Annotated in this window: 18 protein-coding genes; 1 reads left to right on the plus strand and 17 read right to left on the minus strand. The window is 57.7% G+C overall.

All coding sequences use genetic code 11. From position 1 onward, the window contains the following. Positions 1–4 precede the first annotated feature (4 nt). The 11 genes from JEM67_RS23070 to JEM67_RS23120 all read right to left on the minus strand — a co-directional run bounded on the left by JEM67_RS23070 (position 5) and on the right by JEM67_RS23120 (position 10,914). Positions 5–1,216, minus strand: a complete 1,212-nt coding sequence (locus JEM67_RS23070; protein ID WP_199638371.1) for an NAD(P)/FAD-dependent oxidoreductase — start codon at positions 1,214–1,216, stop codon at positions 5–7. After that, positions 1,213–2,154 (minus strand): VOC family protein, encoded by a 942-nt coding sequence (locus tag JEM67_RS23075; RefSeq protein ID WP_166729332.1) that lies wholly within the window; start codon positions 2,152–2,154, stop codon positions 1,213–1,215. The genes JEM67_RS23070 and JEM67_RS23075 overlap by 4 nt, the downstream gene beginning before the upstream one ends. A 110-nt stretch (positions 2,155–2,264) precedes the next feature. Then, on the minus strand, positions 2,265–3,059 hold the full coding sequence (locus tag JEM67_RS23080) for an IclR family transcriptional regulator (protein WP_013814438.1): 795 nt from the start codon (positions 3,057–3,059) through the stop codon (positions 2,265–2,267). A gap of 25 nt (positions 3,060–3,084) precedes the next feature. Then, positions 3,085–3,840 (minus strand): SDR family oxidoreductase, encoded by a 756-nt coding sequence (locus JEM67_RS23085; protein ID WP_199638372.1) that lies wholly within the window; start codon positions 3,838–3,840, stop codon positions 3,085–3,087. Then, positions 3,837–4,880 (minus strand): aromatic ring-hydroxylating oxygenase subunit alpha, encoded by a 1,044-nt coding sequence (locus JEM67_RS23090; RefSeq protein WP_020439721.1) that lies wholly within the window; start codon positions 4,878–4,880, stop codon positions 3,837–3,839. Before JEM67_RS23090 ends, JEM67_RS23085 begins: the two co-directional genes overlap by 4 nt. Positions 4,881–4,898: 18 nt before the next feature. After that, positions 4,899–5,207, minus strand: coding sequence for a recombinase-like helix-turn-helix domain-containing protein (locus JEM67_RS23095; RefSeq protein WP_013814441.1), 309 nt, complete (start codon positions 5,205–5,207; stop codon positions 4,899–4,901). 2 nt (positions 5,208–5,209) lie between these two features. Continuing rightward, a complete protein-coding gene (locus JEM67_RS23100) occupies positions 5,210–5,527 on the minus strand; it encodes a non-heme iron oxygenase ferredoxin subunit (RefSeq protein WP_004947822.1) in 318 nt (105 codons plus the stop codon). 361 nt (positions 5,528–5,888) lie between these two features. After that, positions 5,889–6,752 carry a 23S rRNA pseudouridine(2604) synthase RluF gene (gene rluF, locus JEM67_RS23105; RefSeq protein WP_020439722.1) on the minus strand — a complete coding sequence of 288 codons (864 nt, stop codon included), beginning with the start codon at positions 6,750–6,752 and terminating at the stop codon, positions 5,889–5,891. Between the two features lie 171 nt (positions 6,753–6,923). Next, on the minus strand, positions 6,924–7,844 hold the full coding sequence (gene speB / locus JEM67_RS23110; protein WP_020439723.1) for an agmatinase: 921 nt from the start codon (positions 7,842–7,844) through the stop codon (positions 6,924–6,926). Between the two features lie 957 nt (positions 7,845–8,801). After that, entirely contained in the window at positions 8,802–10,778 is a 1,977-nt protein-coding gene (gene speA / locus JEM67_RS23115; RefSeq protein WP_004947831.1) for a biosynthetic arginine decarboxylase, read from the minus strand. Next, positions 10,771–10,914 carry a virulence promoting factor gene (locus JEM67_RS23120; protein WP_006327842.1) on the minus strand — a complete coding sequence of 48 codons (144 nt, stop codon included), beginning with the start codon at positions 10,912–10,914 and terminating at the stop codon, positions 10,771–10,773. Before JEM67_RS23120 ends, speA begins: the two co-directional genes overlap by 8 nt. Positions 10,915–11,740: 826 nt before the next feature. Between JEM67_RS23120 and metK the strand changes: the two genes are divergently transcribed. After that, positions 11,741–12,895 carry a methionine adenosyltransferase gene (gene metK, locus JEM67_RS23125; protein ID WP_004947833.1) on the plus strand — a complete coding sequence of 385 codons (1,155 nt, stop codon included), beginning with the start codon at positions 11,741–11,743 and terminating at the stop codon, positions 12,893–12,895. A gap of 125 nt (positions 12,896–13,020) precedes the next feature. Here metK and JEM67_RS23130 read toward each other — a convergent pair whose 3' ends face one another. The 6 genes from JEM67_RS23130 to mrcB form a co-directional block, all read right to left on the minus strand. Further along, positions 13,021–13,173 carry a Hok/Gef family protein gene (locus tag JEM67_RS23130; RefSeq protein ID WP_013814445.1) on the minus strand — a complete coding sequence of 51 codons (153 nt, stop codon included), beginning with the start codon at positions 13,171–13,173 and terminating at the stop codon, positions 13,021–13,023. 310 nt (positions 13,174–13,483) lie between these two features. Beyond that, positions 13,484–15,472, minus strand: coding sequence for a Fe(3+)-hydroxamate ABC transporter permease FhuB (gene fhuB, locus JEM67_RS23135; protein ID WP_199638374.1), 1,989 nt, complete (start codon positions 15,470–15,472; stop codon positions 13,484–13,486). Then, a complete protein-coding gene (gene fhuD / locus JEM67_RS23140) occupies positions 15,469–16,377 on the minus strand; it encodes a Fe(3+)-hydroxamate ABC transporter substrate-binding protein FhuD (RefSeq protein WP_199638375.1) in 909 nt (302 codons plus the stop codon). The genes fhuB and fhuD overlap by 4 nt, the downstream gene beginning before the upstream one ends. Further along, a complete protein-coding gene (gene fhuC, locus JEM67_RS23145) occupies positions 16,377–17,174 on the minus strand; it encodes a Fe3+-hydroxamate ABC transporter ATP-binding protein FhuC (protein WP_004947844.1) in 798 nt (265 codons plus the stop codon). Before fhuC ends, fhuD begins: the two co-directional genes overlap by 1 nt. 47 nt (positions 17,175–17,221) lie before the next feature. Then, positions 17,222–19,417, minus strand: coding sequence for a ferrichrome porin FhuA (fhuA, locus tag JEM67_RS23150; RefSeq protein ID WP_199638377.1), 2,196 nt, complete (start codon positions 19,415–19,417; stop codon positions 17,222–17,224). 246 nt (positions 19,418–19,663) lie between these two features. Continuing rightward, positions 19,664–22,165, minus strand: a complete 2,502-nt coding sequence (mrcB, locus tag JEM67_RS23155) for a bifunctional glycosyl transferase/transpeptidase (RefSeq protein ID WP_199638379.1) — start codon at positions 22,163–22,165, stop codon at positions 19,664–19,666. Positions 22,166–22,297: the final 132 nt, after the last annotated feature.

The raw sequence follows: 22,297 nt of genomic DNA on the forward strand, positions 1-22,297 counted from the left end.
GGCGTTATTTCAACGCCATCAGAGAAAATTCCGCGTCCGCCAACTGCTGCGGCTCCAGCACCCGCCCGCTGGCCAGCCAGCGTTTACCCAGCTTGATGGTGCGGGCGTCGTTAAACGCCACCATCTGCACCAACTGACGGTCGGCGTTGAGCGTAAAGAACACCTGCGACTGCGGCGTGCGGCGCAGCACGTGATGCACCCCGCCGATCGGCACGCCGAGGATCTGAATATTGGTGTCGTATTGATCCGACCACAGCCAGGCCACGTCGTTGTAAGGGGCGGCAAAGGCATCCAGCATCGCGCAAGCGGTGCTGATCGCCTGATTCTGCGCATAGGCCCAGGACTGCAGGCACAGGCCAAGCGTCGGGTGGCGCGCCACATCGCCGGCGGCGAAGATCGCCGGGTGGCTGGTGCGCCCCTGGCCGTCGATCACGATACCGGCGTCAACCTTCAGCCCGGCACTGTGCGCCAGCTCGAGGTTAAGCTCGACGCCGATGCCCACGACCACCAGATCGAAAGCCTGAGGATCGCTGCTTTCACTGCCGATCCACGCAGCGCCGTCGCGATCTTCCAGCGAGATCTCGCCGCAGCCGCAGCGTACCGTTACGCCCTGTTGCTGATGCAGCTCGAGCAACGCCTGTGAAACATCCGCACCTACGCTGCGCATGCATAACGCGGGCTGGCGCTCAAACACCGTCACCTCGGCACCGAGCCGCCGGGCGGAAGCGGCGATCTCAAGCCCAATCCAGCCGCCGCCGACGATCGCCAACTGGCGACACCCTTGCAACGCCTGGCGCAGTTTTGCCGCATCGTCCCAGGAGCGCAGCGTCATCACACGCGGGTGGCAGGTCCAACGGGCGTCCGGCAAGCGTGGCCGACCGCCGGTGGCAATCAACAGTTGATCAAACTGCAACTGCCGCCCGTCGCTAAGCGTGACGACTTGCTGCTGCCCATCAATGGCTTCGGCACGCAACGGGCGACACCAGTCGATGTTCAACCCGGCGACCACCTGCTCGCTGAACAGCCTGCTGAGCGGCGCATTGCCGTCCAGCAACGCCGCCTTGGAAAGCGGCGGGCGTTCGTAAAAATCATAGGGTTCGTCGCTGATCACCGTCAGCCGGCCCGCATAACCCCGATCGCGCAGCGTTTTCGCCGCCCAACCGCCGGCCTGCCCGCCGCCGATAATCACGATGCCCGCCTGCACTGGCTGGCTCATAGCGCCTCCGGTTTTTTCTGCTGGCGCCGCGTGTCATGGTCGATACCGCCTTCCACCGCCCACTCGGTGAACGACACCAGTGAATGCTCCAATTCGCGCGGTTGCCAGTTTTCGGTCAGATAATCGTCGTTGGTGTAGTACTCGAATGCGCCGCCGGTCGGGCTGTTGACGTACCAGAAATAGGCCGAGGAAATCGGGTGGCGGCCAGGGCCGATAAAAGTGCTCCACTTCTCTTTGTTCATGGCGATGCCGCCGCCGATCACCTCGTGGATGTCGCGCACGGTAAAGGCCACGTGATTCAGCCCGCGCGAGCGATTAGGCAGTTTCAGCAGGAACAGATTGTGATGGCCGCCGCGCGCCTGGGTCCGCAGGAACACCGCGCGATCGATATAGCGATCCGAGACCTGAAAACCCAGCACTTCACGGTAAAATTTTTCGGTGGCGGCAAGATCCTCGACGAAGAACACCACGTGGCCGATGTTGATCGGCTGCGCCTGCGCATACACCGGGCTGGGCTGATCGATGCGGCGCACGTCGCCCCATTGGTTGATCGGCGATACCGGCAACTCGACATCGCGCTGTTGGCTGACGCTAAAGCGCAGCGTCATGCCGTTCGGATCGCGGCACTCCAGCTCTTCCCCCACCTGACGGAAACCCGGCATCTGCGCCAGCAACGGCACCAGGGCCGCCAACTCGCTCGGGCTGTCGACGCCCCAGGTCATGCGGCGCAGAGTGGACCCGCCCTCGAACGCCGCCGGCAATACTTCGCTCTGCAACGGATGCAGCACCACGCGCGCACCGCTCAGGGTAGTGAATTCGCGCCGGCGTTCCCCCCAATGCTGCTGCGCCGCCTGCAGGCCGAAGTCCTGCATGAACTTTTCGCAAGTTGGCAGATCTTCGACGCCAAATTCCAATTTTTCGATTCCGATTACGCTCATTATTGTGCCTCACGTTCTCGCTGAATGCGTTTTTCAGGCATGATCGAACCCCCGGCCCCTGATAGCTGTGGGCCTTATCCCTGCCTGAGTAAAAGAGTCGGTGCCGTCAGTTAACCGACGTTTGCCTGCGGCGGTGCGCCCAGGAAGCCGGAGATTTTCTCTGCGGCATCCCGCACCTCCTTGCGCAGCCGTTCGCGATCCGCTTTCGGGATCTCATCGAACGGCACCATAATGCTGACTACGGCCTCAACCCGCTGCTCGCGGTTGAAAATCGGATAGACGATCGAAGAGATGCCGTGGCGGAAAAACGATTCGCCGATCACATAGCCGCGCGCCTTGTCCTGCTGAACCATTTGCCACAAGACTTCACGATCCGCCGGGGTGCCCGGCCCGCTGCCCGGCAATTGTTCTTGCGGGTACAGCAGCTCGAACTCTTCGCGGGTGGCGCTGGTCAGCAGCATGCGGCCGAGCGAAGTCTGATGTACCGGCAGGCGAGTGCCGACACTGACCTGATTGATTTGCGAACCGGCGGCACTGACGCGGGCGATGTAGATCACGTCACGCTCATCGCGGATCGCCAGGTGACTGCTGCATTGGCTGCGATCACGCAGCTGTTCGATCACCGGTTGGCCGGCCTGCGCCACGTCCAGCGAGGCGATATATTCAAAACCGAGCCGCAACACCTTGATGCCCAGTGCAAAGGTGTTGGTGCGCGGGTTACGCTCCAGAAAACCCAGATGCTCCAGCGTTTGCACTACGCGGTAGGCGGTCGCCTTCGGCATATCGACCAGGCGATGTAATTCTGCAAAGGTCATTTCCTTGTGCTGCTCGCCAAACGCCAGCAGCAGCTGTAACCCGCGATCCAGCCCCGGGATCAGATATTTACACGCTTGATCGTCTGCCATGTGCTGCTCCTGGCTAAAATGTAGATTAGTTAAAGACAAAGCCGCCATTGACCGGCAACAGTTGACCGGTCACGAAATTCGCCAGCGGCGACAGCAGATAAAGCACCGTACCGTTCACGTCGTCAGGATGTTGCGCCCCGGCCAGCGCCCGGCCCTGTTCGTACAGTTGGTGGCGCTCGGCGGGCACATATTCGGTAGCTTCTACCCGCGTCAGGCCCGGTGCGATAGCGTTAACGCAAATCCCCTGCGGGCCCAGTTCACGCGCCATCGAGCGGGTCATCGAGATAATCGCCCCTTTGCTGGCCACATAGGCCATTAAGCGCGGTGCGCCCCACAGCACGGTATCCGAAGCCACGTTGACGATCTTGGCATGCGGGTTTTGCGCCAGCAACGGCACCGCTGCCTGGCTCACCAACCAGGTGCCGCGCACGTTAACCTGCATGACCCGATCCCACAGATCAATATCGTATTCCATCATGGTTTTACCGCCGACACCGGTCGCCAGCGCCGCGTTGTTCACCAGCCCGTCGATCGTACCGCCTTCGGCAATGGCACTGAACGTGGCGGTGATCGAGTCCGGCGACGCCAGATCGATAACCTGCGTTTCCACCTCGGCCCCCTGCTCACGCAGGCTGGCGGCGCTGTCCGCCAATTCATCCGCCAGAATATCGCACATCACCACCCGGCCGCCCGCCTGGGCGATGGCCCCGGCAAAGCTACAGCCCAGACCGCGCGCCGCGCCGGTCACCACAATGCGTTTTCCCGCCAGCAGGCCGTTCACTGCGCGGCCTCCTGTTCGGCGAGCATCGCCAGTTGTTTTTGCGCTTCTTTCTGCATCATGCGGCGCAGGCGGGAAAGACCGACGTCATGCTGATACAAATATTCACGGCCACGCGCGTTTGGCGCCATGTTCTCCAGCACGATGCGATCTTGTTCCAGTACGTCCCAATGCAGTGCTTCCAGGCGGTTGCGGTACATAAAGCGCCAGATGTCGCGTTGCCAGTCTTTGACCTTGCGGATACGCCAGAAGAATACCCGGCAATGATCTTTATCTTCCGGCACCACCATACCGATGATCCAGAAGTGGCCGCCCGGTCCAAAGCGTTTTTTGTACGGGATCGACAGCCGCATCCAGTAGGCACCGCTGTTGCCGAACTCTACCCAGTCAAAGTTGACGCCGATCTGGCCATTCTTCTTAAAGATGAACCCGGTATCGGTCGGCTCCAGCGCCATGTCCGCCTTGCGATCCCCTTCTGCCATCGAATGCGAAGAAGAATGCAGGTAGGTACCGTGCATCGGATCCATGACGTTTTCCAATGCATACTGATAGTTGCAGTCCCAGCTGGCAGTGCACAGGAAGTTGCTGTAGGCCGCCTCATCTGCCAGTTCCTGCGGGAAGGTCAGCTCCGGCGGCGCTTCGTCGGCGGTGATGCCGAAATAAAGGAACACGGCGCCGTAGGCCTCTTTGGCCGGGTAAGAACGCAGGCATTTCTGCCCCACCAGCGGGCAGCGATCGACCGCAGGCACATCTTTGACCGTACCGTCGCCGCCGACTTCCACGCCGTGATACCAGCAGGCGATGCGATCACCCAGATTCCAGCCCATCGAAAGCCGCGCACCGCGATGCGGGCAACGATCTTCCAGCGCGTGGATCGCGCCTTCACCGTCGCGCCACACCACAATCTGCTGCTCAAGACGCGTAATGCCTACCGGATTATTGCCCACTTCCCAACTGGCCAGCACCGGGTACCACATGCCGCGCAGCCCCTGATCGAGATAGTCCTGCAAAGTCTGTGCGGAGGATGTTGTATTTGCTGTCATTGCCTTCTCCCGGGCTGCTCAGTAACCGTTAACGTGAAGGAATTCACGGAACGCCGCCTCATTCCACGGCTGGCCGTTGCGATCAAACAGGCGGCGCTGGTTCAGCGCGCTGACGATCTGCTCAAGCTCTTCCGCACCCTGCTCGAAGATGTCTTCCAACGCCGCGACCAGCGCAGTTTCGAAACCGTCCGGTACCCGGCTGCGGTTCTGCCAGATGACGTTTTGGAATTGGCCAGGTTGGTGGATCTGGCCGTTGCCGCCAACGCGTGCCGGGATCACCTGTTGGGTGTCCGGTAGCCAGGGATTGAAATCGGTGATGTGCTGCATGATTACTCCTCCGCAATAAAGGTGATTTGGATTTGATTGTCTATCACCCGGGTGGGATAGGTTTGCAGATCACGGCCGCCAGGCTCGCGCAGACACTGACCGGTACGCACGTCGAACAGCGCTTCGTGCAACGGACACTCGATCTTGCCGTCATCGACAAACCCTTGGCTGAGCAAGGCATAAGCATGTGGGCAAACGTCTTCCAGCGCGTAATAGTTGCCGTCGATCAGATACACCCCGACTTCTTTCCCTTCCACGTTGGCGGAGAAAGGAAAATCTTCTTTCACCTGAGACACTTCACACACGTTCTTCCAGCTCATTGCTTCGGTCCTCTATCTGATTGTTTCATATATGAAACTCAGTTTCTTATTTAATACACTCACTATAAGTCTGGCGAAACTTTCGTCAAGGGAGCAAAGCGGCAAATGTTAATGAAAGGTTGTTTGATCGTAACAAGTGTGGAAGGGATCACGAAAAAATGCACCGATATGAAAAACCGATATCAGGCATGCTTTTCATAGTGAGTTTATATATTAAGAAGTCGTTAATGGGGTTCTGTCGTTTTTGTTGGCGAGAGCGGGTGACCTAAAGCAAAACGCCCCCGATCATCAAGACCGGGGGCGTTTCATTATCGCTATTTAAAACCACCCGACGCGGTGGCTAACGGGGATTCTTTACCACTCAGCGGCCTTTCTTCTTGCGGCCTGGCTGGGCAAAACGCTTGCGGGCAGCCGCATTGCCAGCAGATTTCTCGGCGCTTTTCGGCGCACTGCCGGCCGGTTTTTTCACCGCAGGTTTGGCCTTCTTAGCCGGCTTGGCTTCTGAGGAGGAATCCTCAATCGATTTAAACAGTTCGACCAGTTCGTCATCCGTTAAATCGCGCCATTCACCCGGCGGCAGCCCGGCCATGCTGACATTCATAATGCGAGTGCGTTCCAGCTTGGTCACTTCATAGCCAAAATGCTCGCACATGCGGCGGATTTGGCGGTTAAGCCCCTGAACCAGCACGATGCGAAAGACAAATGGCGCTTCTTTCTTTACCTTGCACTTTTTAGTCACCGTACCCAGCATCGGCACGCCGGCCCCCAGGCCACGGATAAAATCGTCGGTCACCGGTTTGTTGACCGTAACCCGATATTCTTTCTCGTGGTCGTTGCCTGCGCGCAGGATCTTGTTGACCAGATCGCCGTGGTTGGTCAGGAAGATCAACCCCTGCGAATCTTTATCCAAACGGCCGATCGGGAAGATGCGGGTGCTGTGGTTTACGAAATCGACAATATTGTCTTTCTCGCCCTCTTCCGTGGTGCTGACAATACCCACCGGTTTGTTGAGCGCAATGAAGATCAGGTTGTCTTCGTTGCGGGGTTCAATCAGTTGGCCATTGACCTTGACCACGTCCCCTGGAAACACTCGATCGCCAAGCGCAACGCGCTTGCCATTGATAAAAACGTTGCCTTGCTCAATGTAACGATCGGCATCGCGGCGGGAGCAGATACCGCTCTCGCTGATATATTTGTTAAGACGTGTGGATGGTTTGCTCAGCATGGTTCCTCCGTAACCCCGGATTATAGACATTCAAGGCAACAGATACAGGCATTTTCATTGTGAAGTCGCGAATGGCGAAATGGGCGTTTCAGGCTTTATTTTCCGCCTATCCTCACCACCCGCTATGCCCGTCGTCTTTCGAGCGGCTGCTGGAAAGACGACGGGTATCGTTTAGGCGTGTTTCTTGGCCGCTTGCAGATACAGCATTTCCAGGCCCAGAGTCGCCGCGGCCAGCGCGGTGATTTCGGATTGGTCATAGGCTGGCGCCACTTCTACCACGTCCATGCCGACGATGTTCAGAGACTGCATGCCGCGTACCAGTTTCAGCGCGCGATCGGAGGTCAGGCCGCCGATCACCGGGGTGCCGGTGCCCGGTGCGAACGCCGGATCCAGGCAGTCGATGTCGAAGGTCAGGTACACTGGCATATCGCCGACGATCTGTTTGATCTGCGTCAACAGGTCGTCCACGCTGCGATCGTTAACCTGTGCGGCATCCAACACGGTAAAACCGTTGTCGTGATCGAACTCGGTACGAATACCGATCTGCACCGAGTGGTTCGGATCAATCAGGCCTTCGTTCGGCGCATGGAAGAACATGGTACCGTGGTCGTATTTGCTGCCGTTGGCGTAGGTGTCGGTGTGGGCGTCAAAATGCACCAGCGCCAGTTTGCCGAAATGTTTGGCGTGCGCGCGCAGCAGCGGCAGCGTGACGAAGTGGTCACCGCCGAATGAGAGCATGCGTTTGCCGGCCTTCAGCAATTTCTCCGCGTGCGCCTGCAGCTTGTCGCTCATGTCCTGAGCGTCGCCGAAGTTGAACACGATATCGCCGCAGTCAACCACGTTCAGACGATCGCGCAGATCAAAGCTCCACGGCCAGCGGTTGCCTTCCCACGCCAGATTGGTGGAAACCTGACGGATCGCCGCAGGGCCATGACGGCCACCGGCGCGGCCGGAGGTTGCCATATCGAATGGAATGCCGGTGATGACCCACTCTGCATCGCTGTCATAAGGCATGAAATTCAGCGGAAAGCGCAGGAAACCAAAGGCGTTGGACACTAAGGAATTATCGGACTGATGGCCTAACGTGCTCATTGTAAACCCTCATATTTCAACGTTTCGCCTGCGGTAAAATCACCAGGCGTTGGCAAAAAAAAATCCCTCCCGCGTCGTTAGCCCGACGAGAAAGGGATTGATACGATGTCTGTTTCGGTACTGCTGATGCGGCAGATTATCGCCGTATTTGGTTCGCGCTTCAAGCCCGCGCATCGTCTTCCTGGCAACTCGTCATTAGCAAGTATATACGCTGCATCTTGCAGACAAGTGACCGTTCCGCTCGATTGTGCTTTACGGGGGTATAACATAGGTTCCCGGCGCTTGAAGTTTGTGATGAGGATCTCTTTACCTGGGGGATAAATTATATACGTTTGTCGCTCCAACTCATTTCTTAAATAATTAAGATCGAACTATAAACAAGCACCTGAATAAATATAAATTATTTGCAATGGATTATGTAAAACGAAAAGGTAAATAGTAAGCATAAGAATTTAAAACCACATACTCATATAAAAATAGAGATTGATAAATATGATTTTAAAAATCATGCCCATGCAAAAAACACGGACAATTAAAAACAAAAGAAATTATATAATATTAGAAGTTATAACTTCCTTGCTAAGTATCCCGTTGGGTTATTTGTGCTCTCAATCTGATGCATTGAATGATATTTCCATGGAAATAATACTTGTCTATGTGCCTGTATCCATGCTGGCAGTAGATTATCTTTATCGACGTTTTGAAGGGAAATAAACGTTATTATAAAGCTAACAACAAAGGCAATGCTCTGTATCTCTGGTAGGAATGCAGACTCAGGCCATGAAGGCCGAGGATGTTCATCAAAGCCGACACTTTAGAAGTAGGAACCACGTTAATGGCCAGTATAGAAGGTCAATGTAAATGGGTGCTAAATGCACCCATTTATTATTTAACCCGGTCAGTCACTTCAGACTACCGCCAAACAGGCGGCAATCTGAAAACCGACAGGTCTATGACTTACTCGTCTTCCAGATAGGTATAACCATACAAACCGGCTTCGAACTCTTCAACGAACTGCGCCTGCAATTCATCGTCCAGATCGGTTTCTTTCACCTGATCGCGGAATTTGGCCAGCAGCGCGATCGGATCGAGCTGCACGTATTCCAGCATGTCGGCAACGGTGTCGCCTTCGTCGGACAACTCGGTTTCTACCGTACCGTCCGGGAAGACGAACACGTCAACCGAGGCGGTATCACCGAACAGGTTGTGCATGTTGCCGAGGATTTCCTGGTAGGCGCCCACCATAAAGAAGCCCAGCGCCGGCGGGTTTTCCGGATCGTACGGCGGCATTGGCATCGTGGTCGCCACGCCGTCGCCGTCGATGTAGTGATCGATCGTACCGTCGGAGTCACAGGTGATGTCCAGCAGCACCGCGCGGCCTTCCGGCGGCTTATCCAGCCCTTCCAGCGGCAGCACCGGGAACAGCTGATCGATACCCCAGGCGTCCGGCATGGACTGGAACAGCGAGAAGTTGACGTAGAACTTGTCCGCCATACGTTCCTGCAGTTCATCGATGATCGGACGGTGCGCACGGTTGCTTGGATCAAGCTGCTGCTGGATCTTGTTGCAGATGTTCAGATACAACTGCTCGGCCCAGGCGCGCTTGGTCAGATCCAGCATGCCGTGAGCGTACTGGGTGTGAACGTCGTGCAGGTCCATTTGGCTGTCGTGCAGCCATTCGCGCAACGAGCGACGGTTCTCCGGCTCGTTCATTTCCTGCCAGGTTTCCCACATGCTTTCCAGCGCACGCGGCGCATCTTCCGCCGGCGGCAAAGGATCGCTGAACTCGTTGCGTTCAACGCCGATCACGTTGGACACCAGCACCGTATGGTGCGCGGTGACCGCGCGGCCGGATTCGGTGATCACCGTCGGGTGCGGCAGGCCGTGCTCATTACAGGCGTCGCCGATGCCCCAAATCACGTTGTTGGCGTATTCGTTCAGGCCGTAGTTCACCGAACAGTCGGACTGCGAACGGGTGCCTTCATAATCCACGCCCAGACCGCCGCCCACGTCGAAGCACTGGATGTTAACGCCCAGCTTGTGCAATTCCACATAGAAACGCGCCGATTCACGCACGCCGGTGGCGATGTCGCGAATATTGGCCAGTTGCGAACCCAGATGGAAATGCAGCAATTGCAGGCTGTCGAGGCGACCCGCTTCACGCAAGGTTTCCACCAGTTTCAGGACCTGAATGGCCGCCAGACCGAACTTGGATTTCTCACCGCCGCTCGACTGCCATTTGCCGGAGCCCTGAGACGCCAGACGCGCACGCACGCCCAGACGCGGTACCACGTTCAGGCGTTCGGCCTCTTCCAGCACCATGTTGATCTCGGACATCTTCTCGATCACCAGGTACACCTTGTGTCCCAGTTTTTCGCCGATCAGTGCCAGGCGAATATATTCGCGGTCTTTATAGCCGTTACAGACGATGACCGAACGGGTCATGCCGGCATGCGCCAGCACCGCCATCAGTTCAGCTTTGGAGCCGGCTTCCAGCCCCAAGGGTTCGCCGGAGTTGACCAGGGATTCGATCACGCGACGGTGCTGGTTGACCTTGATCGGGTAAACCAGGAAATAGCCGCCTTCATAGCCGAATGACTCGCGTGCGCGTTTGAACGCCGCGTTAATCGAACGCAAGCGGTGCTGAAGGATCTGCGGGAAGCAGAACAGCGCCGGCAGACGCTGGCCGTCTTTGCGACGCTCTTTAACCAGTTCAGCCAGATCGACACGCGCCTGAGGGACGTCCGGATCCGGGCACACGCTGATGTGGCCCAGTTCATTGACGTCATAATAATTGTTGCCCCAGTAGGCGACGTTATAAGTGCGCAGCATCTTGCTGGCATCACGGTCATTCATGGCAACCTCCTGCATGGAGCGTAAAGATATAGGTTCGCCCGCGGCTGGCGGACGGTGAATCAACAGATCATCAGACATTACTCGCCTCACATCCCGTACTGACGATACAGTCAGCCACTATCGCAGCTACAACCCGCGAGAACAACCCAACAAACCGCCCTTGCGGCAGCGAATAAAACTGCCGTTCGCGGTCAGCGATCGGTTTATCACTCATATAATTGTAAGACACCCTGTTCAAACCTCGTGAATCGGGTCAAGAAACATCCCACAGGAAGGCTGCAGGCTACCCTTGTTCAGTTCTTCAGACGACCGTTAACCGGCCCGAGAATCCTGAGTAGCGCCCAAGTGTTTATCACACCTGGAAGGTGGAGTAGAGACAAGACGGGAAATAGCTGAAGAATGTGCGCCAGAACGGCACTGCTGTTGAGAACCAACAACCGGTAGACAACGGATCATTAATCCAACCACCTCCACGCACGTCGCCCGGAATGAACGACTGAGCCTCTATTAATAGTGTAAGAACGTGACCGTTCTATGAAGCGGCGACGCCAACTGTCGGCGTCTGCGGCTGACCATTAAGGCCATGAGCGGGAGCTTGCCACTTTTGCTCCGCACTGTGCACCAAATGAGCCGCGCGCGCAGTTTATACCGATAACCTGGGTAAATTGCAAAATGAAAATTCGCCGGAAAGTGTTTCAAGCGATGAAAATGGCGCCAATGGCTTTACACAAAAGAGCGAAACGACAAAAAAATACTGGCAATCCGGCTAAAGCCTGACCTAAAATAGACGTCCAGATGTTAATCCATCTATACTGATTTATGCCCTATGAATTTCAAGTTGCCGCCAGGTAAGCGAGTGCAGGTAACAGCAAGGCAACTTGAAAGACGACGGGCATAACTGAGAAACTGCTTAACGGCTTTGCCTGAGGGGCGTTGCAGGATGTATCTCGCGCCATCAGCGGAAGACCCTTCGCTTCGATGCCGGATCTCCAGCGCTGTGCAGTAATTTCTAACCCGTCTTATGCAAGGTAAAGAATACAATGGCTAAACACCTATTCACGTCCGAGTCCGTCTCCGAAGGGCATCCCGATAAAATCGCCGACCAGATCTCCGATGCCGTCCTTGACGCCATCCTGGAACAGGATCCGAAAGCGCGCGTAGCCTGCGAAACCTACGTGAAAACCGGCATGGTGCTGGTCGGTGGCGAAATCACCACCAGCGCTTGGGTAGATATCGAAGAAATCACCCGTAAAACCGTACGTGAAATCGGTTATGTTCATTCGGATATGGGTTTTGACGCCAACTCCTGTGCCGTGCTGAGCGCTATCGGCAAGCAATCCCCGGATATCAATCAGGGCGTTGACCGTACCGATCCGCTGGAACAGGGTGCTGGCGACCAGGGCCTGATGTTTGGCTATGCCACCAACGAAACCGAAGTGCTGATGCCTGCGCCGGTGACCTACGCGCACCGTCTGGTGCAGCGCCAGGCCGAAGTACGTAAAAACGGCACGCTGCCGTGGCTGCGTCCGGATGCAAAAAGCCAGGTCACTTTCCAGTATGACGACGGCAAAATCGTCGGCATCGACGCGGTGGTGTTGTCCACCCAGCATTCCGAAGATATCTCTCTGAAAGACCTGCAAGAAGCGGTGATGGAAGAGATCATCAAGCCGGTTCTGCCTACCGAATGGCTGAGCGCGAGCACCAAATACCACATCAACCCAACAGGCCGTTTCGTTATCGGTGGCCCAATGGGCGACTGCGGCCTGACCGGGCGTAAAATCATCGTGGATACCTACGGTGGCATGGCCCGTCACGGCGGCGGTGCATTCTCCGGTAAGGACCCGTCCAAAGTTGACCGTTCAGCGGCATACGCGGCGCGTTACGTGGCGAAAAACATCGTTGCTGCCGGCCTGGCCGACCGCTGCGAGATCCAGGTTTCCTACGCCATCGGCGTGGCAGAGCCAACCTCCATCATGGTGGAAACCTTCGGTACCGAGAAAGTGCCTACCGAACAGTTGACCTTGCTGGTGCGCGAGTTCTTCGATCTGCGCCCATACGGCCTGATCCAGATGATGGACCTGCTGCAACCGATCTACCGCGAAACCGCAGCCTACGGCCACTTCGGTCGTGAGCACTTCCCTTGGGAAGCGACCGACAAAGCAGAATTGCTGCGCGATGCCGCCGGCCTGAAATAAGCCTGCGCATCCTGGTAAAAACGGCAAGCCCCTGGCTTGCCGTTTTTGTTTTATCGGGTAGGTGCTCATGGATCAACGCGCAAACAGCCTATGGGCGGGAGCAAAGCCCCCGCCGTTGAGTGGCCTTACCGTTTGGATTCGTAAGCCAAAATGGCCGCAACCTCCGTGTTGCCCGATCTGATACGCAGCTCGCAAATCTTGCTGCGTGTTATCCATACCAATGATATTACCGTGGCACAAATAACGACCAGTTTTACTACACTTCGTTTGTCCGGCATCATGCCTCCTTCTCCTTGCCTCACGGCGGGTAAGAAGCTAACCTAACGTTGTCTGGCGTTAGAGTTGGCCGCGGGTTGATAAATATCGACTCGGGGCTTTTCTCTTTCTGTCCCTTGCTCAGGCTCAGGACGAAAGATCCTGAGCACCCGCACGCAGTATATTGATCTCCGCCTCAGTTCCACCGCCTTTTTCCGTTCTGAATTCCGTTTCTGCGCATTGATACGCAACGCCTTGCAACAGCCTGAAAGCAGAAAAAAAGACCCAGCAATGCTGAGCCTTTGATGGCAGAAACGGGCGTTGCGATGACGGCTACGAGGTTTGTTTACGCAGCAGGTAAACGAAATACGGCGCGCCGATAAAGGTCGCCAGCAGCCCGGCGGGAATTTGATACGGGAACATCACCATCCTGCCGCACCAGTCAGCGAACACCATCAGCAGGCCACCCAGTAGTGCGGCAATCACCATCTGCGGTAATGCGCGGCGGAAGCCCAGCATGCGCGCCATATGCGGCGCCATCAGGCCGATAAAGCTCAGCGGCCCCACGGTCAACGTCGCCATGGCGGTCAGCGTGGCGGCCAGCAGGAGAATCGCCACCCGCACCGGCGTCAGCGCAATGCCCACCGAGCGGGCGGTCGCGCTGCCCAGCGGCAGAATGGTCAGCCAACGGCGACACAGCGGCGCCAGCACTATCAGCGTGGCCGCAATGACTGCGGTACGGATCGCCTGCTCCGAAGTCACCGAATAGGTCGAGCCGGAAATCCAGGTCAATAGCCCGCCCATACGCGGATCGCCGCTGGCCAGCAACAGGAAAATGGTGGTGGTAAACGCCGTGCTGAGCGCGATGCCGGCCAACAGCATGCGTTCGGTAGAAAAACCGCCGCGACCGGCGGCGACCATAATCACCAGCAACGTCGCCGCCGCCCCCAGGCTGCCTGCAGGCAGCAGCCAGCCGAAGGCATCGCCCGGCACGATAAACAGCATCACCACCACGCCAAAGGCCGCGCCGGAGCTGATCCCCAGCACTTCCGGGCTGGACATCGGGTTGCCGGTCAGCTTCTGGATTAAGGTGCCGGCCACCGCCAGCATCATCCCCGCCGCCAACGCGGACAGCACCCGCGGCCAACGCCACGGCATCAATGATTCCAATTCTGCGCCGTGGCTCCAGTGCCAACCAGCGGCGTTCTGCCCGAACATCAACGCCACGGCGATGCCGGCCACTAACACAACGCCTGCCAACATCACCCAGACCAAAAGATGGCCGCGTTCGGCCGGCACCTTGTCGCCCAGGTTCATCGGCGGCGGCGTGGCGGCGCTACGCAAGCGCGGCAACAGCCACAGCAACAGCGGAGCGCCAAACAGCGCGGTCGCCGCCCCGGTCGGAATTTCACGCCAGATCTGCGTCAGCCAGATCATCACCTGGTCGGTCAGCCACAGCAGCAAAGCGCCCAGCAGCGGCGCCAAGATCATGCGGTGCGCCAGCCGGCGCGCCCCCAGCATTTTCGCCATCAGCGGCGCAAACAAGCCGATAAAGCCGATGACACCCACTGCATTCACCAACATCGCACTGAAGATAATCGCCACCGCCAGCGCGCAAAAACGCGCCATCGACAGCCCCAGCCCCAAATTGCGCGCCACGCCGTCGTCCAGCCCCAGCAACGTCAGCGGGCGCAGCAGCAGCACTGCCAATAGCCCGGCCACCGCCAGGCGCGGCAGGATAAATTGCGCAGTGCTCCAATCCTGTTGGTTCAACGCGCCGGTGCTCCACAGGAACAATCCCTGCAGTTGATCGTAATTAAACAACGCCAACAGACTGTTGACCGCACCGCAGTATAATCCCAACACCAGGCCGGCCAGAATCAGCGTCACCGGCGACATGCGTTTGCCCCAGGCCACGCCGAACACCAGCCCGCCAACCAGGATCGCCCCGGCCATTGCCGCCAATTGCCGGGTTATCTCACCGCCCGGCAGCATCCACAAGGTGGCGATGGTCAACCCGAGCTGCGCACCGGCCGATACGCCCAGCGTCGCCGGCTCTGCCAACGGATTGCGCAACACCTGCTGGAACAGCACGCCGACCAGCCCCAGTCCGGCACCGGCCAACAGGGAGACCGACAGCCGCGGCAACAGGCTGTAGTGGAACAGCATCTGACGCACATCGTCGTGATTCGGCGCGCTCAGCGCCTGCGCCCACAGCCCCCAAGGCAACTGTTGCAACAGGTTGTAGATCGTCAAGCCGCCCGACGCCGCCAGCAATAGCAGGATCAGCGTCAGCGGTAATACCCGGATGCGTGCGCTCATGAATAGCTCTCCTGCGTCTGCTCCAGCAGATGGCAAAAACGCATCGCCGACAGCGTCGCACCGTAGAACCAGACCGCCGGCACCTGCCGCAATTGGTTCTGACGCACAAAGGGCAAAGCCTGCCACAACGGCGTCGAGCTGACTTTTTCCATCATCGCCTGATTACCGTGGTCGAGATAAATCGCCCGCGCATTTTTCACCGTAATCAGGCGTTCAATGCCAACGACCGCCGTGCCCCAGAAGTTGGTTTCCTCTTCCCAGGCATTGTGGATGCCAAGCTGCTCCATCACCTCCTGGAACAGGCTTTTCTGGCCGATAATCAGCACATGCCGCGTATCCAGCAAGGAGAACAACAACAGCGGCTGCTTGGTGTAAGAATGCAGGCGTTGACGTGCATCCTGAATAAACCGGTCGAATTGCATCAGATGCTGTTCAGCGCGCGCCTCAAGCCCCAGCCGCTGTGCCAGTTGCTGCAACGAATTCCGGCCCACCGTCAGTGGTTTTCCGCTGCCGTCGTTGAAGCCAAAACTCATCGTCGGCGCTATTGGAGCCAGTTTTTCCGGCGTTGGCCCATACCCCTTTGACAGCAGCATCAGCGAAGGCTGCAGTTGTTGCAGTAACTCCAGATTCGGTTCGGTGCGTTGGCCCACGTCGACCACCGACGCCGGCATTTTCGGCTCTTCCACCCACAGGTTGTAGTTATGGATATCCGCCACCGCCAGCGGCGTAACGCCCAGCGCCAGCAGAAGCTCAATCGGTAGCCATTCCAGCGCCACGATGCGCGTGAGATCGGGCCGTGTCACCGCCGCGCGCCCCGGTAGAGAGAACAACAGCGGCGACAGCGCCATGGCGGTCAGCAGACGGCGGCGTACGGGATCGTATTGAAAATCAGAGGAAGCAGGCATCAGTAGACAAAACTCACCGGCGCACCGCCGCTCGGATGCGCCAGCGTGCCCATTGGAATACCATAAATTTGCTCCAGCACCGGCCCTTGCATCAGTTCCAGCGGGGCACCTTGCGCAATCATCTCGCCACCGCGCAACGCCACCAGATGATCGCAGTAGCGCGCCGCCATGTTGATGTCATGCAGCACCGCAATCACCGTCAGGCCACGTTCATGGCTCAGGCGTTGAATCAGCGCCAACACCTCAACCTGGTGCGCAATGTCCAGCGCAGAGGTCGGTTCGTCCAACAGCAGGCAGCGGCTGTCCTGCGCCACCATCATCGCCAGCCAGGCGCGTTGCCGCTCGCCGCCGGACAGGCTGTCCACCAAGCGATTGGCGAAGGGTTTCAGGCCAACCAACGCTATTGCTTCTTCCACCTGTTCGCGGTCGTTCACGCCAAAGCGGCCCAGCGCGCCGTGCCACGGATAGCGGCCGATCGCCACCAGCTCGCGTACCGTCATGCCTTCTGCGGCGGGCAGTTGCTGGGGCAGATAGGCGACCTGACGCGCGAAGGCTTTGCTGTCCCATTGCGCCAGCGGGCGTCGGTTAAGCTGCGCGCTGCCGGCGGTCGGGTTCTGATGGCGACCAAGAATTTTCAGCAATGTGGATTTGCCGGAACCATTGTGGCCGATCAGCCCACAGACTTTGCCCTGGGGAAAGGTCAGCGACAGCGGTTGCAACAGCACGCGGCCGGGAACGGCAAAGCTGACGTTGTCTAACGCGAAAGTGGCGTCGTGATCGAGGTGTTTATCCTGCATAGGCCCTACTCTGTTCGGAGCGACGATCCGCCGCCCCGATTATCCGGTTAGAAGCGGAAGGTTGCGGTGGCGACCACCTGACGTTCTGCGCCCCAATAGCAGGCATAGTCGCGATAGCAGCTTGAAACGTAAGTCTTATCAAACAGGTTGTTGATATTGACGCCTACTGACGAGCCCGGCAGGCCAAAACGCGCCAGATCGTATTTGATGGTCGCATCCACCAACGTGTAATCCGGCACTTTAAAGGTGCTGTTATCACTGTTAAAGGATGAACTGGACCCCACATAACGCACGCCGGAACCCAGAGTCAGACCGCTGACAGCCGTTTCGTGGAAGGTGTAATCCGCCCACAGCGAAGCCATGTGTTTAGGGATCTCGGTGGTTGGCTTGCCCTGATAGGTGTTGTCCTTGGTGTATTTCGCGTCGGTGTAGGTGTAGGAAGCGATCAGGTTGACGTTGGCGTTCAACGCCGCCTTGGCCTCCAGCTCTACGCCGCGCGAGCGGATCTCACCGCTCTGGACACTGAACTGCGCGTTATCCGGATCCGGCGTCAGGTTGTTGTTTTTGGTCAGTTGGTACAGCGCACCGGTCAGGACAATAGGACGATCCTTCGGCACGTATTTCACGCCGGCTTCATACTGCTTGCCAATCGACGGGATAAACGTCTGCCCGTTAGCGGAGGTATCCAGCGTCGGTTCAAATGACTCGCTGTAACTGAAATACGGCGTGATGCCGTTATCGAACAGATAGTTCAAACCGCCACGCCAGGTGAACTGACCGTCCGAGCGTTCGTTGGTATAGTTATCGATGCGGTTATTGGCCGAGGTTTTGGCCCAGTCATAGCGGCCGCCCAGCGTCAGCAACCACTGGTTCCATTCGCCTTGTTCTTGCACGTATAAGCCTGTCTGTTCCTGGCGGTTCAGGTAGTTATACGGGAAAGTGACGGTAGTGGCGTCGTTGCCATATTGCGGATCGGTCATGCTCAGGCTGCTCGCAGAACCGAAGCCGGAGTTGATGTCATTGCGCATGCGCGAATAGTCGACGCCAAACAGCAAGGTATGATCTACATCGCCGGTTTTCAGCCTGGCCTGCGCCTGGGTATCCACCGAGAAGCTGTTCAGGTGTTCTTTCGATTGTACATAGGCGCGGTTCAGCGTGGTCGGGGCCGTCGCGCTAACGCCGCTGCCATAGATACTCTTCATGTCGCTTTCCAACTGCATATAACGCAGGTTTTGGCGCACCGCCCAGGTATCATTGAACGCATGTTCGAAGCTATAGCCGATCATGCGCTGCTTGCGCGCAAAGTAATTGCTTGCTTCACCGTCGTTGAAACTGGTTGGCAGCTTGCTGCCGTCGGGCAGCGGGATCAGCGTCCCCTGCTTCGGCAGCCAGCCGTAGAAACCGGTATAGGGATCGTTTTGGATATTGGCCAACAGCGTAAAGTTGGTCTTGTCATCCGGCCGCCAGCTGAATGAGGGGGCAATCGCATAGCGCTTCTCTTTCGCCATGTTCTGCTGCGCATCGCTGTCTTTCGCCAGGCCGGTCAGACGGTAGGAATAGACGCCGTTATCATCCAGCGCATCGCTGAAGTCAAAGCCGGTCTGGAACAGATTGTCGGTGCCCATTTTAAATTGGATTTCGTGCAGCGGTTCGGTGGTCGGCCGCTTGCTGACCAATGCCACCACCCCACCCGGGCTGCTCTTGCCGTACAGCACCGATACCGGGCCGCGCAGCAGTTCCGCGCGTTCGAGGAAATAAGGATCGACCGAAGCTTCGCTATAGTTGTCGCCCTGCAGACGCAGGCCGTCCAGATACTGGTTGGTATTCACCGCCGGGAAACCGCGAATGACCACCGAATCATAGGTGCTGGAGCTGCCACGGCTGGCATAAACCCCTGGCGCATAAGCCAGCGCGCCTTTCACCGTATCCGGCTGGCGCATATCCATCTCTTCACGCGTGACCACGGAAACCGACTGAGGATTCTTTTCAATCGGCGTATCGGTTTTGGTACCGGTGGCGCTGTGTTTGGCCACATAGGTGCCGACCGGCCCCCAGGCGCTTTCCTGTTGCGGTTGGCTACTGCCCACCACGGTAAGGGTATCTTCTTTGGCTACCGGATTGGCTTCAGCGGAAAATGCCGGCATCGCCAGCGTACCCAGCGCGGCTGCGATAGTGATCGCTAACCCACTAACGTGAGAACGGCCCTTCATGGCCTGCGGTGAGGATGGATGCTTGGTCGGCATAGGTGGTTTCTCTGATGAATTATTTGATAACGAATGTAAACGATAATAATTATTATAAGCGACGCATTTTATGCAGAAGCCAAATTAAACTGCAAGTCGAATTCAGCCAGTAAATAGGTGGGGATCAGCCGTTTAGCCACATTAATTGAATGGAAATAAAGCGCGCAGAAATAAAAAGGCCCGCAACTGACGTTACGGGCCTGCAACAAAAAACCTTTCAACAACGGGGATTAACCGCTCGCCAACTTACTGGCCCTGGCCGAACATATCCTTGATCCAGCCGGCTACGCCGTCAGCGTCTTTTTGCTCACCTGCCGGCTGTTGTTGTTGCTGTTGCTGAGCGGCCTGGCTTGCCTGACACAGCCCTTGCGGATTATCGGTCCACACCGGGATGCTGCGCCCGCCCTCGCCACAGACAAAGTTACCGGCGGAGTCGATGCCAATCTGGTTAATGCCTTCCGGCGGCTGCAGCATCAGCGGCAGCGGCGTCTGGTTTTCCAGGTAGCGGCGATACAGAGTCAGCGCACCGTTGGCACCGGTCAGCTTGGCCGGACCATTGTTATCACGGCCAACCCAGGCGATTGCCACTTCTTTACCGTCGATGCCGGCAAACCAGCTGTCGCGCAGATCGTTGGTGGTACCGGTTTTCGCCGCCAGGTTGTAGTTGGGGAACTTCACCGACAGAGAACGGGAGGTCCCGCGCGCTACACCCTGCTGCATGGCATACAGCGTCAGGTAAGCGGCCTGAGCCGGCACCATGCGTTCCGCCTGCGGGAAGCTCTGGTACAGCACCGAACCGTCTTCCGCGATCACCGAACGCACCGCAGACAACGGCGCACGGTTACCGCCGCTGGCGATGGTTTGGTATTCCTGCGCCACTTCCATCGGCGTCAGACCAATCGCCCCCAGCAGCATCGAAGGCACCGGGTTGATTTCCGCTTTCGGAATACCCAAACGCTGCAAGGTAGCGCTGATTTGATCCAGCCCGACCGCCATGCCCAGATTCACCGTCGGCACGTTGAGTGAGAAGGCCAGGCCATCTACCAGCATCACCTGTCCACGGAATTTGCGGTCGTAGTTGTTCGGCTGCCACACGCTGCCGTTCGGCTGTTTCAGCGACAGCGGTTGGTCCGCCAGCCAGGTATTCAGACGGTATTTGTCCGGCTCGGAAAGCGCAGTCAGATAGGTTGGCGGCTTGGCCAGCGACCCGACCAGACGGCGCGCTTGCATCGCGCGGTTAAAACCGGCGAACTGCGGGTTGGCACCGCCAACCATGGCGCGCACCTCACCGCTGAAGCGATCGACAATCACCATCGCCGCTTCCAGATCGTTAAGATGGCGAGCGGCACGCAGCGCCGGAATGCCGTCTTCGACCGCTTTTTCCGCCGCATCCTGAGATACCGGATCCAGCGTGGTGAAGATTTTCACCCCGGACAGGTCGTTCACCTTGTCGCCCAGTTTGGCCTGCAGTTCCTGACGCACCATCTGCATAAACGCCGGTTGCGGCGTGATCACCCCCCCCTTCGGCTGCACGCCCAGCGGCCGCGCGCTGAGCATATTGTACAGCTCGGCGTCGATAACCCCCTGATTTTGCAACAGCTTGAGCACCAGGTTGCGGCGCTCCAGCGCCAACGTCGGGTTGCGCCACGGGTTATACAAGGATGCACCTTTCACCATCCCCACCAGCAATGCTTGCTGATCCAGACTCAGTTCGTCCACCGGGCGGCCGAAGTAATACAGGCTGGCCAACGGGAAACCGCGGATCTGGTCGCTGCCGCTCTGGCCGAGATACACCTCGTTCAGATACAGCTCAAGAATACGGTCCTTGCTGTAACGGTAATCCACCAACAGCGCCATGTAGGCTTCGTTGACTTTACGCCATAACGAGCGTTCGTTGGTCAGGAACAGGTTCTTCACCAATTGCTGCGTCAGGGTACTGCCGCCCTGCACCGCACGCCCGGCGGTCAGGTTCGCCAGCATCGCACGGCCGATGGAGTAAGGGCTGATACCGTCATGCTCGTAGAAATGACGGTCTTCGGTTGCAATCAGCGTATCCACCAGCAGGTCCGGGAAACCAGCGCGCGGCACGAACAGACGCTGTTCACCGTTCGGTGACTGCAACATGGTAATCAGGCGCGGATCGAGACGGAAGAACCCGAAGTTACGCTGGTTCTCCATGTTTTCGATTTTCGCCAGACGGTTGTTCTGGAAATCCAGACGAGCATGGATTTGCCCCTCTTTACCATCCGGGAAGTCAAACGGGCGGCGCAGCATCTCGATGCTGTTGGCCTGCACGGTGAACTCGCCCGGCCGGGTCATGCGGCTAACCTGGCGGTATTGCATACCTTCCAGCAGATCGACCATTTCCTTCTTGCTGTACGGCATGCCCGGTTCCAGGTTGACCATGCGGCCATAGACTGCGGCCGGCAACTGCCAGACCTTGCCGTCAATGCGGCTGCGGATCTGGGAATCCAGGTACACGCCGTAGATCGCCAACAGAACCGCGACCACCAGAATCAGTTTGATAAGCAGGCCAAGCCAACGGCGTTTTTTACGCGGCGGAGTCGCTTTTACCTTACGCGGCACGCTTTCCTCCTCGTCTTCATATTCATCATCGTCATCTTGCTGCTCGTCTTCCTCGTAATCATCATAATCGTCGTCTCGGCGACGGCGCGGCGGTTTGCCCGACGCGGTGCGTTTTGGTTGTTTCCCTTTGCGCCCGATGGGCTCGCGGTCATCCCCAGCCATTGCTGTCATTCTCCAGACTTGGCGGCACTGCCGGCCATTATTAGTCGCTTAATCTGTCCCGACGCCAGGCCGCTGAACAGAAGAAACATCTGAATTCTCCCCCTAAATAATTGGCGTTGCATCAAGGTGGCA

Origin of the sequence: Serratia sp. PAMC26656 (genome assembly GCF_016469055.2) — a bacterium.
GTDB classification, from domain to species: domain Bacteria; phylum Pseudomonadota; class Gammaproteobacteria; order Enterobacterales; family Enterobacteriaceae; genus Serratia; species Serratia plymuthica.

Excerpts from the sequence above, each read along its gene's own strand:
- JEM67_RS23100 (WP_004947822.1), bottom strand. The coding sequence starts at position 5,527 with ATGAGCTGGAAGAACGTGTGTGAAGTGTCTCAGGTGAAAGAAGATTTT.
- speB (WP_020439723.1), bottom strand. The coding sequence starts at position 7,844 with ATGAGCACGTTAGGCCATCAGTCCGATAATTCCTTAGTGTCCAACGCC.
- JEM67_RS23080 (WP_013814438.1), bottom strand. The coding sequence starts at position 3,059 with ATGGCAGACGATCAAGCGTGTAAATATCTGATCCCGGGGCTGGATCGC.
- JEM67_RS23095 (WP_013814441.1), bottom strand. The coding sequence starts at position 5,207 with ATGCAGCACATCACCGATTTCAATCCCTGGCTACCGGACACCCAACAG.
- JEM67_RS23120 (WP_006327842.1), bottom strand. The coding sequence starts at position 10,914 with ATGAGTGATAAACCGATCGCTGACCGCGAACGGCAGTTTTATTCGCTG.
- speA (WP_004947831.1), bottom strand. The coding sequence starts at position 10,778 with ATGTCTGATGATCTGTTGATTCACCGTCCGCCAGCCGCGGGCGAACCT.
- JEM67_RS23090 (WP_020439721.1), bottom strand. The coding sequence starts at position 4,880 with ATGACAGCAAATACAACATCCTCCGCACAGACTTTGCAGGACTATCTC.
- JEM67_RS23130 (WP_013814445.1), bottom strand. The coding sequence starts at position 13,173 with ATGCCGGACAAACGAAGTGTAGTAAAACTGGTCGTTATTTGTGCCACG.
- fhuB (WP_199638374.1), bottom strand. The coding sequence starts at position 15,472 with ATGAGCGCACGCATCCGGGTATTACCGCTGACGCTGATCCTGCTATTG.
- fhuC (WP_004947844.1), bottom strand. The coding sequence starts at position 17,174 with ATGCAGGATAAACACCTCGATCACGACGCCACTTTCGCGTTAGACAAC.
- mrcB (WP_199638379.1), bottom strand. The coding sequence starts at position 22,165 with ATGGCTGGGGATGACCGCGAGCCCATCGGGCGCAAAGGGAAACAACCA.
- rluF (WP_020439722.1), bottom strand. The coding sequence starts at position 6,752 with ATGCTGAGCAAACCATCCACACGTCTTAACAAATATATCAGCGAGAGC.
- metK (WP_004947833.1), top strand. The coding sequence starts at position 11,741 with ATGGCTAAACACCTATTCACGTCCGAGTCCGTCTCCGAAGGGCATCCC.
- fhuD (WP_199638375.1), bottom strand. The coding sequence starts at position 16,377 with ATGCCTGCTTCCTCTGATTTTCAATACGATCCCGTACGCCGCCGTCTG.
- JEM67_RS23075 (WP_166729332.1), bottom strand. The coding sequence starts at position 2,154 with ATGAGCGTAATCGGAATCGAAAAATTGGAATTTGGCGTCGAAGATCTG.
- fhuA (WP_199638377.1), bottom strand. The coding sequence starts at position 19,417 with ATGCCGACCAAGCATCCATCCTCACCGCAGGCCATGAAGGGCCGTTCT.
- JEM67_RS23070 (WP_199638371.1), bottom strand. The coding sequence starts at position 1,216 with ATGAGCCAGCCAGTGCAGGCGGGCATCGTGATTATCGGCGGCGGGCAG.